Consider the following 16,539-nt stretch of genomic DNA (forward strand, 5'->3'; position numbering starts at 1 on the left):
GTGAAAACGTGAATTACAGGTATGGTTCCAAGGGCGCTATTGTGAAGCCATTCAACCCGCCAAGGAGAAATGCGTCATGGCCAAAGCCAAGAACAGCAGCAAGCCAGAAGCCGGCAAGAAGAAGCTGGCCGCCGCCGCACCGTCGGCCCCGCATATCGATATCGGGATCAACGACAGCGATCGCAAGAAGGTGGCCGACGGCCTGTCCCGCTTCCTTGCCGATGCCTACACGCTGTACCTGAAGACCCACAACTTCCACTGGAACGTCACCGGGTCGATGTTCAACTCGCTGCACACCATGTTCGAAACCCAGTACACCGAACAGTGGACGGCGCTGGACGAGATCGCCGAGCGCATCCGCGCGCTGGGCTTCAATGCGCCCGGTTCGTACCGCGAATTCGTGGCACTGACCTCGATTCCCGAAGAGCCGGGACTGACGGACAGCGCCGACTGGCGCGAGATGGTGCAGCAGCTGGTGGCCGGCAACGAGGCGGTATGCCGCACCGCGCGCAAGGTGCTGGAACAGGCCGGAAAAGCCGACGATGCGCCCAGTGAGGACCTGCTGACCCAGCGCCTGCAGACCCATGAAAAATACGCCTGGATGCTGCGCTCGCTGCTGCAGTAAGTGCTTCGGGCTGCGCCGCCCGGCGGTATCCAAGGTTCCATTCATGGAGCCTTGGCCCGCGATTGATCGAGCCCCCGGTTTCCCGCGTTCGCCCCCCCCCGCCGTGACACGGGCGGGCTGTACTGCACAACGCCCGACCTCCCGCCGGACCCCGACGCGGCCACACACAACGGGGCTCCCTCGGTGCCGTAGCGGGTGCCACGCGTGGCGCCGCACCCAACGCGCCCTGCCCGGTAGAGACGCCCGAAGCTGAGCGTTGCGTTGACACGGCGCCCGGCTGGCATCCGGCAGCGGGTAAACTACGCCGATGCCCCAGAGTCCCGCGCAAGAACTGCTTTCCAGCGTTTTCGGTTACGACAGTTTCCGCGGCGACCAGCAGGCCATCGTCGAACACGTCGCCAGCGGCCATGACGCGCTGGTGCTGATGCCCACAGGCGGCGGCAAGTCGCTGTGCTACCAGATCCCGGCACTGCTGCGCGAGGGTTGCGGGATCGTCATCTCGCCGTTGATCGCGCTGATGCAGGACCAGGTGGAAGCACTGCGCCAGGCAGGCGTGCACGCGGAATTCCTGAACTCCACGCTGGATGCCGAAACCGCCGCGCGGGTGGAACGCGAGCTGCTGGAAGGCCAGCTGCAGCTGCTGTATGTGGCACCGGAGCGACTATTGACCGGGCGTTTCCTGTCACTGCTGAGTCGGGCCCGGATCGCCCTGTTCGCCATTGACGAGGCCCATTGCGTCTCGCAGTGGGGACACGACTTCCGGCCTGAATACCGGCAGCTGACCGTGCTGCACGAGCGCTGGCCGCAGATACCGCGCATCGCGCTGACCGCCACCGCCGACCCGCCGACCCAGCGTGAGATCGCCGAGCGGCTGGATCTGACCACAGCCAGGCACTTCGTCAGCTCGTTCGACCGGCCCAATATCCGTTACACCGTGGTGCAGAAGGACAATGCCAAGCGTCAGCTGCTGGATTTCCTGCGCGCACATCGCGACCAGGCCGGCATTGTCTATTGCATGTCGCGGCGCAAGGTCGAGGAGACCGCGCAGTTCCTGTGCAACGAGGGCCTGCAGGCGCTGCCCTATCATGCCGGCATGCCGGCCGACATCCGCGCCGACAACCAGCGCCGTTTCCTGCGCGAAGACGGCATCGTGATGTGCGCCACCATCGCCTTCGGCATGGGCATCGACAAACCGGACGTGCGCTTCGTCGCGCATACCGATCTGCCCAAGTCGATGGAGGGGTATTACCAGGAAACCGGACGCGCCGGCCGTGATGGCGAGCCCGCCGAAGCATGGCTGTGCTACGGCCTGGGCGATGTGGTGCTGCTCAAGCAGATGATCGAGCAGTCCGAAGCCGGCGAGGAGCGCAAGGCGCTGGAACGCTCCAAGCTCGACCATCTGCTGGGCTATTGCGAATCCATGCAATGCCGGCGCCAGGTGCTGCTGGCCGGTTTTGGCGAAACCTATCCCCGGCCTTGCGGCAACTGCGACAACTGCCTGAGCCCCCCGGCGGCGTGGGATGCGACCGTACCGGCGCAGAAGGCACTCAGTTGCGTGTACCGCAGCGGCCAGCGCTTTGGGGTCGGCCACCTGATCGACATCCTGCGCGGCAGTGACAACGAACGTATCCGCCAGCTCGGTCACGACCAGCTGAGCACTTTCGGCATCGGCAGCGACCTCGATGCCCGCAGCTGGCGCGGTGTATTCCGGCAGCTGGTGGCCGCAAGCCTGCTGGAGGTCGATCCGGAATCACACGGTGGCCTGCGCCTGACCGACGCCAGCCGCGATGTGCTCAAGGGCCGCCGGCAGATGATGATGCGGCGCGAGCGTCCGGCCAGCCGCGATCGCGACCGCGGCGCTGCCCGCAGCGGCGTACCGGTCCAGTCACAGGATCTGGCGCTGTTCCAGGCCCTGCGTGGACTGCGCGCGGAACTGGCCAAGGAGCAGAACGTGCCGGCGTTTGTGATCTTCCATGACAGCACTCTGCGCAACATCGCCGAGCAGCGGCCCACCAGCGTCGCCGAACTGGCACGGGTCGGCGGCATCGGCGGCAGCAAGCTGGCCCGTTATGGCGAGCGACTGGTTGAAATCGTGCGCGAGCAGGGCTGAAGCGGCAGCGCATTTCCCACGCCGCAGCTCACTCCTCGCGTGGCGCCTGGCCGCGCTGTGCAAGCAGCATCAGCCCTTCCCCCTTGCGCCGGTCCGGTGCCGTATCCAGCAACAGCCGCCTGAACACCGGCAGCGCCTGCTGCAACTCCTGCAGCGCCAGACGCCGATGCCCCAACCGCAGCAGGACCTCCGCCAATGCCATCCGGCACTGCGCGGTCTCCGGTTTGTCATCGCCATACAGCGACCGGGCGTACTCCAGCGCGGTACGCCGCAATGCCAGCGCCGCCGCACCTTCGCCACGATGCTCGGCCAGATCGGCCCGTACCTTCAACAGCGGCAGCTCGAAGCCGGAAGGCATCCGTGCCGGCAACTCGTCCAGCAAGGCCTGCGCGGTCGCAAGCTCGTTCTGGAGAATGTGCCAGCGGATCAGATCCAACCGGGCCTGCACCCGCCCGGGCGCGTCCACCGGCAGCGTCGCCGCCAGACCGGCATCGGCATGCAGCAGCAGCTTGCCCGCCTCTTCGCTACGCCCGCTGCGCATCAGAAACTGCCCCAGGCCACTCTGCGCACGCAGGGTGGTGGGCGACTGGCTCCCCAGCTTCTGGCTGCGCAGTGTCCATGCCTGCCGGTAGAGCCGCTCGGCCTGCACCACATCGCCACGCAGATCGTGCAGGAGGGCGTAGTTGAACAGGCCCATCGAATACTCGACCGAATCGGCGCCATCCAGCACCGCACTCAGGCGCTGCCGCAGCTTGTACTGCACCTCGGCGGCGGCGTAGTTGCCCGCGTCGCGGTACAGATCGGCCAGCGCGTCATGCTGCATCAGTACGAAGCTGCTTTGGTCTCCATACAGCTCTGTGGCGCGATGCATTCCCGATTGCAGCAATGGAAGCGCCTGATCGAATCTGCCCTGCTCCCGGAGGATCTGCGCCAGTCGCATTTCCGTGGCCAATGTCAGACTGGTACGGCGGCCATGCCGCCCGGCCAGGACCTGGCGGAACGCCGCTTCAGCCGCCGCCTGGCGGCCATGACGCAGGTACATGATGCCCTTGTTGTAGGTCAATTCAGGCAGCAGCACCTCGGCATGCGCGTTCGGAAGCGTTTCATACAGCTGCCGGGCCTGGTCGAACAGTGCCTCGGCCTTGTCGAACTGTTGCTGATTGGTATGCGCCAAGGCCTTGGCGGCGTACAGCTGTGCCACGACTTCAGGCGCATTGTGTCGGGCAAGCAACGCCAGGCCACGATCGGCCAGCGCCAGCCCTTCGATCCCGTTGCCCTGGCGTGTCTTGTGGATGGAAAGACTCGCCAGCGCTGATGCCGCATCCACCGGACGATCCACATCCTCGCGCAAAAAGCCCTCATACGCCTGCCGCAACAGGCGCTCGGCCTGGGAGGAGACGCCGGAGTTCTGATAGGCAATACCGAGCACGGCGCGCATCCGCGCCTGCTGGGCGGGCACGCCGTCCAGATCGCGTGACACCTGCAAAGCCGCGCGATCAAGCAGCTGCCTGGAGGTAAGCTCCTCCTCGCCGCGCTCGGTGCGCAGGAATGGATCCGCGGTTTCGAACACGCCGACCATGAAATCCGTCAACTGCTTTGCAATGGCCGCATCCTCTTGCGCCTGCTGGCGGGTGCGGACCAGGCCGGCGACGAACGCCCCCATCACCACCAGCGCCGCCGAGCCCAGGACGATTGCCCGCCAGTTGCGCCGCGCTCCGCGCTTCAGCTCGTACAGGCGGCCGCCTTGTCGCGCCGCGACCGGACGCCACTCCAGATAGCGGCGGATATCGGCGCTAAGCGCCTCCACCGAACGGTAACGTTGCGCGACCATGCCTGCACAGGCACACCTGACGATCGCGTCCAGGTCCCCCCTCAGCTGCCGCCTCCAGCGCAGTGTTTCGGACGCATGCTCGCTGGGCGGAATCATTGGCACATCGATGTCCTGCGGCTCACGCACGCACGTACGTGCCGCGACCAGCTCCAGCAGCATCACCCCGAGACTGTAGACATCGCTGGCCGCTCCCACATGCGCGCCACGCATCAACTCGGGGCTGGCATAGCTCGGCGTGCAGTAGCCGGAGTCCTCTTTCGCGCGTGCATCATTGAGTACCCGGGCCAGACCGAAATCCAGCAGAACCGGCTGTCCTCCGGGTGCTACAAGGACATTGCTGGGCTTGAGATCACAGTGCAGAACCAACCGTTCATGCGCCGACTGCACCACGGAACAGATATCCAGGAACAGCCGCAAGCGCTGGGGAAGATCCAGCTTGTGCATCTCGCAGTAGCGATCCAGCGGCAGACCGTCGATGTACTCCATGACCAGATAGGGATGGCCATCGGGCGTCGTACCACCGTCGTAAAGACGCGCCACATGGGGCAACTGCAGATCGGCAAGCACCTGCCGCTCTGCCGCCAGCCGTTCCACCTCTATGGTCCCCGGCAAGCCATGAAGCAGCTTGATCGCAACGGTGCGCTGGTAGACCCCGTCCGCCCGCTCTGCCTTGAACACGGTGCCCATGCCACCTTTGGCAATCCGCTCGGTCAGCCGCCACGGCCCCAGACGCTCGCCCACACCGAACTCCGGCGCGAGGGCTTGTGCAAGTGCCGTATCCAGCCTGCTGGCAACCCGGCTCAAACCAACGGTCTGCGCCCGCAGCAACTGGAACACCTCTTCGACAATGCCGGCATCGCCACAGCGTTGCATCAGCGTCGCCCGCCACTGGTCCCGCGGAAGATCGCAGACCGCCTCGAAAAGGTCGCGCACCTCCCGCCAACGCTGAGCATTCATCGGCAGCCCCCCTTTGCCAGATGCCTCACAGCAACTGGCGATTCAACCATGCCCGGGCAAACCGCAGATCACGATCCACCGTCGGTGCGGAAATGCCCAACACCATGGCGATCTCATCCCGGCTCATGCCACCGAAATAGGTCAGCTCGATGGTGCTCGCCGCACGCGGCTCCAGCTCGGAAAGCTGGTTCAACGCCTGATGCAGCGCCAGCACCTCGTAGCCGATGCCATTGTCATCCGCGGCTCCTTCGGCATGGGAAAGAGTGAGTTGCTCGGCATTGCCGCCACGCTTTTCCGCCGACCGCGCGCGCAGGTGATCCACCAGTACCGAGCGCATTTTCAGCGCCGCCACCGCGATGAAATGGGTACGATCATGGTAGTCGGCCTGCGTCCCCAGCAAGCGCAGCAGGGACTCGTTGACCAGCGCCGCCGGCTGCAACGTTCCTGCAGTATGGTTGGCCAGCCGATTGCGGGCGACAAGCATCAAATCGGCATACAGCGCATCGAACAGGTGCTCACGCGCCTGCAGGTCTCCCTGCTGCCAGCGGTGCAGCAATTGCGTGATCTGGTTGCTCAACGACCGTCCCGGTACACAGATGTGATGCCCTGATGGTAGAGCGCACACCTGATACTGCCAACCGCCTGTGCCTGGCCGGCCGGCTCGCAGGGACCACAAAAAAGGCCCCGGATCGCTCCGGGGCCCTCTTGAAAACTGGTGGGCCGTGATGGATTCGAACCATCGACCAAAAGATTAAAAGTCTTCTGCTCTACCAACTGAGCTAACGGCCCAAACAAACAGCCTGCGCCGTTTGCCGGGTGCGCATTCTACCGCAGAAATACCGAAAACAGGAAGTCAGACGTAATGCGTCGGGTCCGTCAGGCCCGCTACAGCGAAGCCGTCGGCGCGAAGCCGGCAGGCATCGCAATGACCACACGCTCTGCCCTCCGTATCGGCCTGGTAGCACGACACGGTGAGGCCGAAGTCGACGCCAAGGCGCTGCCCTTCGCTGGCGATCTGCGCCTTGCTCAGGTGCTGCAACGGTGCATGGACGCGGATGCCCGCGCCCTCCACACCCGCCTTGGTCGCCAGATTGGCAAGCGTCTGGAAGGCGGCAATGAATTCGGGTCGGCAATCCGGATAACCGGAGTAGTCCACCGCATTCACGCCGCAGAAAATATCATTGGCGCCCAGCACCTCGGCCCAGCCGAGCGCCAGCGACAGCATGATGGTGTTGCGGGCCGGCACGTAGGTGACCGGGATACCGGCGCCGCCGGCTTCGGGCACAGCGATATCATCGGTCAACGCCGAGCCGCCGATGCTGCGCAGATCCACGTCGACCACCTTGTGCCCAGCCACGCCCAGTGCCGCCGCGACACGTGCCGCGGCATCCAGCTCGGAGGTGTGGCGCTGGCCATAACGCACGCTCAGCGCGTAGACCTGATAGCCCTGCTCCTGGGCAATGGCGATGACGGCGGCAGAATCCATGCCGCCGGAGAGAAGCACAACAGCCTTCTTCATGGGAATCGTCCGGTTGGGGAGGGAATGCCAGCACGCTGTCCCGCGCCGGATTTTTGAAATATCGGATCAACAATCAAAGCGCCGATGAAATCCCGCATCCGCTTGCGCATACGCGGCTCAGCGGCCGGGGGCGTCATTCCACAGCAGTTTGTGCAGCTGCATCTGGAACCGCACCGGCAAGCGGTCAGCTACGATCCAGTCGGCCAGCTCACGTGCGCTGACCTGCGACTTGCTGGGCGAAAACAGGACCATGCAACGCCCGGGGAGGTCATGCTCGACCAGCATCGACTTGGCCCAGTCGTAGTCGGCGCGACTGCAGATCACGAACTTGAGCTGATCGCGCGCCGTCAACAACGCAATGTTCTCAAGCCGGTTGCGCGCCATTTCCGCCGAATCCGGGGTTTTCAGGTCGACCACGCGCGACACGCGCGGATCCACCTCGGCAATGTCCAAGGCGCCGGAAGTCTCCAGCGAGACCTCCAGACCTGCATCGCACAACTTCTGCAGCAGGATCAGGCAGCGCTTCTGCGCCAACGGCTCTCCCCCGGTCACGCAGACATGCCGCACGCCCTGCCGGAGCACCTCGTCGACAATCGCGTCGATGTCCCACCAAGTGCCGCCATGGAACGCATACTCGGTATCGCAGTACTGGCAACGCAGTGGGCAGCCGGTCAGGCGCACGAAGACCGTCGGCCAGCCGACGCTATCGGCCTCGCCCTGCAGGGACAGGAAAATTTCGGTGATCTTCAGTCGCGGCAATGGCGACTGCACGATCTCGCTGGGGACAGCGGCACTGGGAGAATTCATAGTCACATCAGCCGCACCGACGGGTGCGGCATCACCTCAACGCAGCTGCCGGCCAAGCCGGATCGACTGCAGTCGATCCTGGGCGGTACGGGCCGCATCACTGCCGGGAAAACGGGATACCACCTGCTCCAGGGTCTGCTGCGCCAACGCTGCATCGCCATCACCCAGCTGCGACAGGCCAAGCTTCAGCAAACCGCCGGCGGCCTTGTCATGGGTGGGATAGCGCGCGACGAGATCACTGAACTGCGTCTCGGCCATCTTGAAATTGCGGGTGGCGTAATAACTTTCGCCGAGCCAGTACAACGCATTGGGCGTGTAGGCGGCATTGGGATACAGCTCGAGGAAGCTCTGGAACAGCTGCGCCGAATCGGCATAGTTGCCTGCTTTCAACGCATCGAACGCGACGTTGTAGGCGGCGCGCTCGTCACCGGCCGACGCCAGCGCACCGGCGTCACCACGCACCGTGGGCGGACGTTCCGCAGCAGCCGCTGTCGGCTTTGCGGCCGCAGCGGCGGGCGTCACTGCGCCAGTGGCTGGAGCTGCTGGAGCGCCAACACCGCCCTCAAGACGGTTGAGACGACCATCCAGGTCCAGATACTGATCGCGATTGCGCTGCTTCAGCTGTTCATTTTCATGCTGGAGCTGTTCGATCGTGCCTTGCAGCGACTGCAGCTCAGTACGCAACTGCTGCAGCTGGTTGAGCATGTCGGTATTGGCCTGGCTGTTGTTGACCTGCTGCTCGAGCACGCCAACGCGATCGGCCAGACTCTGCCGCTGTGCATACGCGGGTGCGGCACCCGAAACGGCTGCCGCGACCGCGAGCATCAGTGTGATGCCGATACGCATCGATTACTGCGCGGTGTAGACGATTTCGACGCGACGGTTCTGCGACCAGCAGGACTCGTTCGACTCGGTGCACACCGGACGCTCTTCACCGTAGGACACGACGGTCAGCTGCGAAGCCGAGCCACCGTTGGCCTGCAGCGCGGAGTTCACGCCGTTGCCACGACGCTCGCCCAGAGCCTGGTTGTACGCGCGCGAACCACGCTCGTCGGTGTGGCCCTGCAGGGTGATGCGCGAGGACGGACGGTCACGCAGATACTTGGCGTGGCAGGCCATGATGGCCTGGAATTCCGGCTTGACCGAATCCTGATCCAGGTCGAAGTAGACCACGCGCTGGCGCAAGCAGGCGTCGGTATCCAGGTCGCCCGGGCCATACAGACCCGAGGTGGACGGAGCCGGTGCCGGAGCGGTCGGGGTGGTATCGACCGGAGCAGCAGGCTGTTCCTTGACCTTTTTGGAGCAACCGGCCAGCGCGGCCACGGACAACAGCGAAACGAGCAAAACGCGAGTGGACTTATTCATGGCGATAACTCAAGGCTCCTAAGCCGGTGTTGGGGTTTAATGCAACTGCGATATTAACATTTTATCAACGCGCGGCACGGTAGGGGCCCCACGAAGGTTCCCTGACATCACCATCCGCCAAAACCAGTCGCTGGCGCACCCGCGCATCCGCCGACACGGCATACAGCACACCACGGCCACCTTCGCGGGCGGCGTACAGCACCATGCTTGCATTCGGGGCGAAACTGGGAGACTCATCCAGCGATCCCGGCGACAGCGTGCTCCAGCGGGGAGACCCCAGGCTGCTGTCCATCATCGCGATCTTATACGTATTGCCGCTGCCTTGCGCCATGACGATCTTCTTGCCGTCAAATGAAACACTGGGGGTGGCGTTGTAGTTGCCCTGGAACGTCACACGGCTGGCGCTGCCGCCACTGGCCGGGACCTGGTAGATCTGCGGACGACCGCCCCGGTCGGAGGTGAAATAGATCGAGCCGCCATCCGCCGCCCAGGTCGGCTCGGTGTCGATACCGAAGTGGTTCGTCAGCTGGGTCAGCTGCTTGCTGCCCAGATCCATCACATAGATTTCCGGATTGCCGCTGCGCGACAGGGACAGCGCCAGCCGTCGGCCGTCCGGGGAAAACGACGGGGCACTGTTGATGCCACGGAAGCTGGTCAGCAATTCGCGCGCGCCGGTGGAAATGTCCTGGATGTAGATGGAGGAATTTCCACGCTCGAAGCTGACATAGGCCAGCTTGCGGCCATCCGGGCTCCAGTTGGGCGACAGCAGCGGTTCGGCCGAACGCACGATGGTCTGTGGATTGAAGCCATCGGAGTCGGCCACCATCAGCGCATAGCGCATGTTGGCGCCCTTGCCGCTGGCGGTGATGTAGGCGATACGCGTCCAGAACGCGCCGCGGACACCGGTGATCTTCTCGTAGATCGCATCGGCCATCTGATGGGCGACATCACGCATCGCGTTGGAGCGTGCGGTCATCGCCAGACCCAGCATGCGCTCGCCCTTGGCGACATCGAACAGCTCGTACTCCACCCGATAGGCACCGGCGCCGGCATCGAGCACACGCCCCACCACCAGGTAGTCCTGCTTGAGCGCGCGCCAGGTCGGGTACTGCACCTCGCTGCCGCGGGTCGGACGCTCGACAATCTGCGCCTCGGGCAGACTGCGGAACTGGCCGGAGCGCTCCAGATCGGCGCGCACCACCGCCGCGACATCGGTCTGCGGCGCGACCGAGCCCTGATACGGCATCGGCACGACAGTGATCGGCATTGCCGATGCATTGCCACCGATGATGTCGATTTCCAAGCCCTTCTGCTGCGCCATCGCCGCAAGCGGCAACAGCAGGACAGCGAGGGCAACCAGCCAGCGATGCATTTTCTTCATGGGAGGCTCAACGGTACGGATCAAGTCAAAGAGGGATAGCAGCACGCGGATGAACAGTTTCGCAATTGTGAACGAACACCCTGTGAAATTCCGCCAACTGCGGAAAACGGAGTCCACCACCATGGCTACTTGAGCAATCAGAGCAAGTGGCTACCGCGACCTGCCCTGCGCTCAGCGATCCTGCGCCTCGAAATTGAAATTGAGGTTGCGCTGGAACACCGATTCGAATCCGCGATAGGGCAGCGGCTGGGCGCGCCGCACCGCGGCCTCCACCGAACGCCTGCCGGCCTCGTCATAGGGACAGCCCGGTGCGAATTCGACATCCATCACCTCTCCCCCGGGCAGCTGACGGATGGTGAGGCGGCAGCGCTGGCCTCGCGGGATGGAATCCGGACGTATCCACTGGTTGAGCACCGCCTGCTGGATCGCCGCCGCATATTTGGCGGTGAGATCCGTGCTGGTCCCCCCCTGCCCCGGTGCGGGCGATGTCGGCCCGGCACTTCCGGCACTGCTGGACGATGCAGCCTGGGCTTTGGCGCGCGCATCGGCCACCTGGCGCAGACGCTGCTCGGCGAGCTTGGCCTCGCGCTCGGCCTGCTCCCGCTTGCGGCGGATCTCGGCGATCTTCTGCTGCCGCTCCTGCTCGGCCTTGGCCTCGTTGGCCTGGCGCTGCTGGTCGGCCAGCTTCTTCTGGCGGTCGGCTTCTTCCTGCTGCTTGGCCAGCCTCAGCTTCTGCTCGGCCTCCTCCACGCGCTTGCGCTCGGTCAGATCGATCTGCTCCTGGCGGCGCTTGGCCTCCTGCTCCTGCCGGGCCTTCTCCTGCGAGATCGCCAGTGCACTGACGCGCTCCTGGTCCACCGTATCGGGCTGGGCGATGCGTTCTTGTGCATTGTGCTGCTGCGGAGTCGGCGCATCCTGCGGGCGCGGCTCGGGAATCGGCTGCGGCGGCGGCACGGTGTCTTCGGGCACCGGTTCGGGCTGCACGTCCTGCACCGGCTCGGGCAGGTCGGGCAGCTTTTCCGAAGCACGCAACGCCTGGCGTGCGGCTGCCGCCTCGGCAGCAGAAAGCTCAAGGCTGGCCTCCACCGCCGGGCTCCCGGCAGCGGCGTCGGTCGAGCGCGAGGGCGACCAGACCCAGGCGATGATAAAGATCGCCGCAACCAGCAGATGCACCAGCAAGGCCAGTACGACCGGCAGGCCCCACTCGCTGTTGGAATCGCGCGGCGGCGGCAAAGCGTCAGCGTGCATCGGTCGCCAGACCCACCTTCTCGATCTTCGCGGCCTTGATCACGTCCATCGCCGCGACGACCTTCTCATAGGTCACGGTCTTGTCGGCGGCGACGATCACGCGCAGATCCTTGTCCTGCGAGGCCAACGCGCCCAGCTGCGCCTGCAGCACACCAGCCTCCATGGCTTGCGGGTCCTTGGCTTCGGGCAGCTTGAGGCTGAGCTGGCCATCGGCGCGCACCGAGACGATCACCGGATCCTGCCGGCTTTCCAGCGCCTTGGCGGTGGAACTGGGCAGATCGACTTCGAAACTGAGCGTCAGCAGCGGCGCGGTCACCATGAAGATGATCAGCAGCACCAACATCACGTCGATGTACGGCACGACGTTGATCTCGGACTTGAGCTTGCGGCGCTTGCGGCGGGGTATGGCGGCGGTCATGTTCTGGGCTCCTGCGGTCAGAGGAAAGCGCGGAGGCGCTTACTCGTCAGCGCCGCTCTGGCGCTGCAGGATGGAGCTGAACTCTTCGGCGAAGGTTTCATAACGCACCGACAGGCGCTCCACGCGGGTTGTGAAACGGTTGTAGGCCCACACTGCCGGGATGGCCACGAACAGGCCGATGGCGGTGGCGAACAGCGCTTCGGAGATGCCGGGCGCGACCGAGGCGATACCGGCCTGCTCACCGCTGCTGATCATGTCGTGCATGGTCACCATGATGCCGAACACGGTACCGACCAGGCCCACATAAGGGGCGGTTGAACCGATATTGGCCAGCAGCTCCAGGTTGCGCTCCAGCCCGTCCACTTCACGGGCATAGGCGGTGCGCATGGCGCGCTGCGCGCCTTCCAGCTGGCTGCGGCCGTCCAGGCCGCGACGATTCTGCATCCGGGTGTATTCGCGGAAACCGGATTCGAAGATCGCTTCCAGACCGTCCACCGACCGGTTGCGATCAGTCGCCGCCGAATACAGCTTGCCCAGATCGGCCCCCGACCAGAAGCGGTTCTCGAAATCGTTGGCCTCGCGATCGGCGGCCTTGAACACGCGCGCCTTGCGGAAAATGATCACCCAGCTGATGAACGAACCGGCCAGCAGCAGCAGCACGATCAGCTTGACCGGGATACTGGCCTTGATCATCAGATCCAGATAGTTGATGCCGCCGCCATGGCTGGCCTGGGCAACGGTCTGCGCAGCTGCGGCGCTGACATCGGCCGGCAGGGCCTCGGTCACGGTGGCCTGCAGGGCCAGAAGCAAAGCGATCATCCGGTCTTCCTCAGTATTGCTTAAGCGGTTTGTGTTTGAAGGGGTTTGAGCGTTGCGTACAGCGTTTCATCAATGGGCTGCGGACGGAAATCCGCTGCGCTGACGGCGGCAAGCCGGACCTCGGCACTGACCAGCAGTTGGTCCTCTCGCATCACCGCCTGCGTCATCAGCAGACTGGCCCACCGGCATCGCACCAGTTCCACCGTGGTGGTCAGTGCATCGTCCAGCCTGGCCGGTTTCAGGAAATCCAGCTTCATGGCACGGACCACAAACACTTGTCCGCCCCCATTGCGCATGGCTTCCTGCCCATAGCCCAGCGCGCGCATCCATTCGGTGCGGGCGCGTTCCATGAACGCCACATAGCGTGCGTGGTAGACCACACCACCTGCGTCGGTATCTTCCCAGTAAATGCGTGTCGGCCAACTGAACCGGGCCTCAATCGTCATCGCGCTGCTCCACAAACAGATCCACCGGTGCCGGCGCGGCCTTGGGCTTCAGCCCCATGTGGCGATAGGCCTTGTGCGTGGCCATACGCCCTCGCGCGGTACGCACCAGAAAACCCTGCTGGATCAGATAGGGCTCGACCACGTCTTCGAGCGTACCGCGCTCTTCCGACAGGGCGGCGGCCAGCGACTCGATCCCGACCGGGCCGCCATCGAAATATTCGACCATCGTGCGCAGCAGGCGCCGATCCAGCTCATCGAAGCCTTCCGGGTCGACCTTGAGCATCTGCATGGCGGCCTGCGCGACGTTCTGGTCGATATGCCCACTGGCCTTGACCTGCGCATAGTCGCGCACGCGGCGCAGCAGGCGGTTGGCGATGCGCGGGGTGCCGCGCGAACGGCGCGCGATCTCGCCGGCGCCTTCGGCGCTGCAATCGATCCCGAGGATGGCGGCCGAGCGCCGGACGATACGGGTCAGCTCGTCGGCCGAATAGAACTCCAGCCGCTGCACAATGCCAAAGCGGTCACGCAGTGGCGCGGTCAACAACCCGGCCCGGGTGGTGGCGCCGATCAGGGTGAACGGAGGCAGATCCAGCTTGATCGAACGCGCCGCCGGGCCCTCCCCGATCATGATGTCGATCTGGAAATCCTCCATCGCCGGGTACAGCACTTCCTCGACCACGGGCGAGAGGCGATGGATCTCATCGATGAACAACACATCGTGCGGCTGCAGGTTGGTCAGCAGCGCGGCCAGGTCGCCGGCTTTCTCGATCACCGGGCCGGAGGTGACCCGCAGCGCCACGCCCAGTTCGTTGGCGATGACGTGGCTGAGGGTGGTCTTGCCCAGCCCCGGCGGGCCGAAGATCAGCACATGGTCCAGCGCCTCGCCACGCGATTTTGTCGCCTGGATGTAGATATCCAGCTGCTCACGCACGGGCGCCTGGCCGAGATAGTCGGCCAGGGTGCGCGGACGGATACTGGCATCGGCCACCTCGTCCTCGCGGGTGGCGCCGGCGCCGATGATGCGATGATCAGTCATCGCGCAATTATGCGCCAAGCGCGCGGCAAGTTACGGGCATACGGGCTAGATCTCCACCTGCGCACCCAGCTCGACCAGACGGTTGCCCGGAATCCGGAAGAAGCCGGTGGCCGGGGCCGCGTTGCGATGCATGAACGCAAACAGCTTGTCACGCCAGATCGGCATGCCGCGATTGGCGCTGGCGACGATGGTTTCGCGGCTGGCGAAGAACGTGGTCTCCATCGGATCGAAATAGATGCCGCCGTGGTCGCATGAGCGCATCAGCGCCAGCGGGACGTCCGGCGTTTCCATGAAACCGTAGCGCACCTGGATGCGATAGAACTCGTCCCCCACCGAATCGATCTTCAGCCGCTGCGCATCGGCCGCATACGGCACCGGCAGGGTTTCCACGTGGAGGAACACATTGCGCTCGTGCAGCACCTTGTTGTGCTTGAGGTTGTGCATCAGCGCGTGCGGCACCACCGCCGGATCGGCCGTCAGGAATATCGCCGTGCCCGGTACACGCACCGGCGGTGCCAGCATCAGCCCGGGCAGGAAGGTATCGATGCGGATACCGTCCTTGCGGATCTCATCGCGCAGCAGTTCGCGACCACGCCGCCAGGTGCGCATCATCGTGAACAGGGCCAACCCCAGCACAACCGGGAACCACGCCCCCTGCAGCAGCTTGGCGCCGTTGGCGATCACGAACCCCAGGTCGATGACGAAGAAAACCACGCACAGCGCGACGATGGCATGCCGCGCCCTGGGCCACAGCGCACGCGCCACCAGCGCCAGCAGCAGGGTGTCGATCAGCATCGTGGCCGACACCGAGATGCCGTAGGCCACGGCCAGATTGCTGGAACTGCGGAACGCCAGCACCAGCCCGAACACCATCACCGCCAGGCCCCAGTTGATGCCCGGGATGTAGATCTGGCCGATGGTGTCATGCGAGGTATGCAGGATGCGCATGCGCGGGATGTAACCCAGCTGTATGGCCTGACGGGACACCGAGAATGCGCCGGTGATCACCGACTGGCTGGCGATCACCGCCGCCATCGTCGCCAGGATGATCATCGGGTACAGCGCCCATTGCGGCACCGCTTCGAAAAACGGATTGGACACCGCATCCGGCCGCTGCAGCACCAGCGCGCCCTGGCCCAGATAGTTCAGCACCAGACACGGCAGTACGAAGAAGTACCAGGCATGGCGGATCGGCGGCGCGCCGAAGTGGCCCATGTCCGCATACAGCGCCTCGCCACCGGTCACCGCCAGCACCACCGCACCGAGGATGAAGATGCCGTGCCAGCCATGCTCCAGGAAGAAGCGCGCGCCCCACAGGGGATTGAAGGCCTTGAGCACTTCCGGGGCACTGACCACGTTCCAGATGCCGATCGCCGCCAGCGACAGGAACCAGATCGTCATCACCGGTCCGAACACCTTGCCAACCTTCTCGGTACCGAAACGCTGCGCGGCGAACACCGCGGCCAGCACCACCAGGGTGATCGGCACAACGAAATGTCCCAGTCCGGGCGCTGCGACCTCCAAGCCCTCCACTGCGCCCAGCACCGAGATGGCCGGGGTGATCACCCCATCACCGAAGAACAGCGAGGCGCCGAAAATACCGAGAATGCCCACCACATAGGCCGAGCGCGAGCCGTTGCGCAGCGTGCGCTGGGCAAGCGCCATCAACGCCATGATGCCGCCCTCGCCATCGTTGTCGGCGCGCATGATGATGGTCACGTACTTGAGCGTGACCACCATGTTCAGCGCCCAGAACGCCAGTGACAGCACGCCCAGCACGGTGTCGTGGTCGCTGGTCAGCCCGTAGTGCGGCGAGAACGCCTCCTTCAGGGTGTACAGCGGACTGGTGCCGATGTCGCCGAACACCACGCCGATGGCGCCGATGACCAGCGCCAGACCACCAGCGGTGCCGTGGCCGGAATGTGGCGCGGAAGAGTCAGACTGCGGGGAAACGTGGGACATGGAAGTCTCGATTGA

Annotated in this window: 15 protein-coding genes and 1 tRNA gene; 2 read left to right on the top strand and 14 right to left on the bottom strand. The window is 64.7% G+C overall.

From position 1 onward, the window contains the following. Positions 1-76 precede the first annotated feature (76 nt). A complete protein-coding gene (locus tag ACVOMC_RS09335) occupies positions 77-625 on the top strand; it encodes a Dps family protein (protein ID WP_481523713.1) in 549 nt (182 codons plus the stop codon). A gap of 307 nt (positions 626-932) precedes the next feature. Next, entirely contained in the window at positions 933-2,735 is a 1,803-nt protein-coding gene (gene recQ / locus ACVOMC_RS09340) for a DNA helicase RecQ (RefSeq protein WP_481523714.1), read from the top strand. 28 nt (positions 2,736-2,763) lie between these two features. Here recQ and ACVOMC_RS09345 read toward each other — a convergent pair whose 3' ends face one another. From ACVOMC_RS09345 to ACVOMC_RS09410, 14 genes are all read right to left on the bottom strand, one after another. After that, a complete protein-coding gene (locus ACVOMC_RS09345) occupies positions 2,764-5,523 on the bottom strand; it encodes a protein kinase domain-containing protein (RefSeq protein WP_481523715.1) in 2,760 nt (919 codons plus the stop codon). 25 nt (positions 5,524-5,548) lie between these two features. Then, the gene (locus tag ACVOMC_RS09350; protein WP_054657602.1) at positions 5,549-6,100 is read right to left on the bottom strand and encodes an ECF-type sigma factor; all 552 of its coding nucleotides are present in this window, start codon (positions 6,098-6,100) and stop codon (positions 5,549-5,551) included. Between the two features lie 136 nt (positions 6,101-6,236). Further along, positions 6,237-6,312 (bottom strand) — tRNA-Lys (locus tag ACVOMC_RS09355). Positions 6,313-6,376: 64 nt separating this feature from the next. Beyond that, positions 6,377-7,042, bottom strand: a complete 666-nt coding sequence (queC, locus tag ACVOMC_RS09360; RefSeq protein WP_481523716.1) for a 7-cyano-7-deazaguanine synthase QueC — start codon at positions 7,040-7,042, stop codon at positions 6,377-6,379. A gap of 117 nt (positions 7,043-7,159) precedes the next feature. Continuing rightward, positions 7,160-7,849 (bottom strand): 7-carboxy-7-deazaguanine synthase QueE, encoded by a 690-nt coding sequence (gene queE / locus ACVOMC_RS09365; protein WP_481523717.1) that lies wholly within the window; start codon positions 7,847-7,849, stop codon positions 7,160-7,162. 36 nt (positions 7,850-7,885) lie between these two features. After that, a complete protein-coding gene (gene ybgF / locus ACVOMC_RS09370) occupies positions 7,886-8,695 on the bottom strand; it encodes a tol-pal system protein YbgF (protein WP_481523718.1) in 810 nt (269 codons plus the stop codon). Positions 8,696-8,698: 3 nt separating this feature from the next. Further along, positions 8,699-9,214 carry a peptidoglycan-associated lipoprotein Pal gene (gene pal / locus ACVOMC_RS09375; RefSeq protein ID WP_054657596.1) on the bottom strand — a complete coding sequence of 172 codons (516 nt, stop codon included), beginning with the start codon at positions 9,212-9,214 and terminating at the stop codon, positions 8,699-8,701. 64 nt (positions 9,215-9,278) lie between these two features. After that, complete coding sequence (tolB, locus tag ACVOMC_RS09380) at positions 9,279-10,595, bottom strand: Tol-Pal system beta propeller repeat protein TolB (RefSeq protein WP_054657594.1); 1,317 nt, start codon at positions 10,593-10,595, stop codon at positions 9,279-9,281. 171 nt (positions 10,596-10,766) lie between these two features. Next, positions 10,767-11,843 carry a cell envelope integrity protein TolA gene (gene tolA, locus ACVOMC_RS09385; protein WP_481523719.1) on the bottom strand — a complete coding sequence of 359 codons (1,077 nt, stop codon included), beginning with the start codon at positions 11,841-11,843 and terminating at the stop codon, positions 10,767-10,769. Then, a complete protein-coding gene (gene tolR / locus ACVOMC_RS09390) occupies positions 11,833-12,261 on the bottom strand; it encodes a protein TolR (RefSeq protein WP_054657591.1) in 429 nt (142 codons plus the stop codon). Before tolR ends, tolA begins: the two co-directional genes overlap by 11 nt. Before the next feature lie 39 nt (positions 12,262-12,300). Then, on the bottom strand, positions 12,301-13,080 hold the full coding sequence (gene tolQ, locus ACVOMC_RS09395; protein ID WP_054657590.1) for a protein TolQ: 780 nt from the start codon (positions 13,078-13,080) through the stop codon (positions 12,301-12,303). A 20-nt stretch (positions 13,081-13,100) separates the two neighbouring features. Then, positions 13,101-13,526, bottom strand: a complete 426-nt coding sequence (gene ybgC / locus ACVOMC_RS09400) for a tol-pal system-associated acyl-CoA thioesterase (RefSeq protein WP_481523720.1) — start codon at positions 13,524-13,526, stop codon at positions 13,101-13,103. After that, on the bottom strand, positions 13,516-14,562 hold the full coding sequence (gene ruvB, locus ACVOMC_RS09405; protein WP_054657585.1) for a Holliday junction branch migration DNA helicase RuvB: 1,047 nt from the start codon (positions 14,560-14,562) through the stop codon (positions 13,516-13,518). Before ruvB ends, ybgC begins: the two co-directional genes overlap by 11 nt. A 45-nt stretch (positions 14,563-14,607) precedes the next feature. Continuing rightward, a complete protein-coding gene (locus ACVOMC_RS09410) occupies positions 14,608-16,524 on the bottom strand; it encodes a potassium transporter Kup (protein ID WP_481523721.1) in 1,917 nt (638 codons plus the stop codon). Positions 16,525-16,539 lie beyond the last annotated feature (15 nt).

The sequence above is a fragment of the Stenotrophomonas sp. STEN014 genome (assembly GCF_056760315.1).

Bases quoted from the DNA above. Each gene is read 5' to 3' on its own strand.
- ACVOMC_RS09335 (WP_481523713.1), top strand. From the start codon at position 77: ATGGCCAAAGCCAAGAACAGCAGCAAGCCAGAAGCCGGCAAGAAGAAG.
- recQ (WP_481523714.1), top strand. From the start codon at position 933: ATGCCCCAGAGTCCCGCGCAAGAACTGCTTTCCAGCGTTTTCGGTTAC.
- ACVOMC_RS09345 (WP_481523715.1), bottom strand. From the start codon at position 5,523: ATGAATGCTCAGCGTTGGCGGGAGGTGCGCGACCTTTTCGAGGCGGTC.
- queC (WP_481523716.1), bottom strand. From the start codon at position 7,042: ATGAAGAAGGCTGTTGTGCTTCTCTCCGGCGGCATGGATTCTGCCGCC.
- queE (WP_481523717.1), bottom strand. From the start codon at position 7,849: ATGAATTCTCCCAGTGCCGCTGTCCCCAGCGAGATCGTGCAGTCGCCA.
- ybgF (WP_481523718.1), bottom strand. From the start codon at position 8,695: ATGCGTATCGGCATCACACTGATGCTCGCGGTCGCGGCAGCCGTTTCG.
- pal (WP_054657596.1), bottom strand. From the start codon at position 9,214: ATGAATAAGTCCACTCGCGTTTTGCTCGTTTCGCTGTTGTCCGTGGCC.
- tolB (WP_054657594.1), bottom strand. From the start codon at position 10,595: ATGAAGAAAATGCATCGCTGGCTGGTTGCCCTCGCTGTCCTGCTGTTG.
- tolA (WP_481523719.1), bottom strand. From the start codon at position 11,843: ATGCACGCTGACGCTTTGCCGCCGCCGCGCGATTCCAACAGCGAGTGG.
- tolR (WP_054657591.1), bottom strand. From the start codon at position 12,261: ATGACCGCCGCCATACCCCGCCGCAAGCGCCGCAAGCTCAAGTCCGAG.
- tolQ (WP_054657590.1), bottom strand. From the start codon at position 13,080: ATGATCGCTTTGCTTCTGGCCCTGCAGGCCACCGTGACCGAGGCCCTG.
- ybgC (WP_481523720.1), bottom strand. From the start codon at position 13,526: ATGACGATTGAGGCCCGGTTCAGTTGGCCGACACGCATTTACTGGGAA.
- ruvB (WP_054657585.1), bottom strand. From the start codon at position 14,562: ATGACTGATCATCGCATCATCGGCGCCGGCGCCACCCGCGAGGACGAG.
- ACVOMC_RS09410 (WP_481523721.1), bottom strand. From the start codon at position 16,524: ATGTCCCACGTTTCCCCGCAGTCTGACTCTTCCGCGCCACATTCCGGC.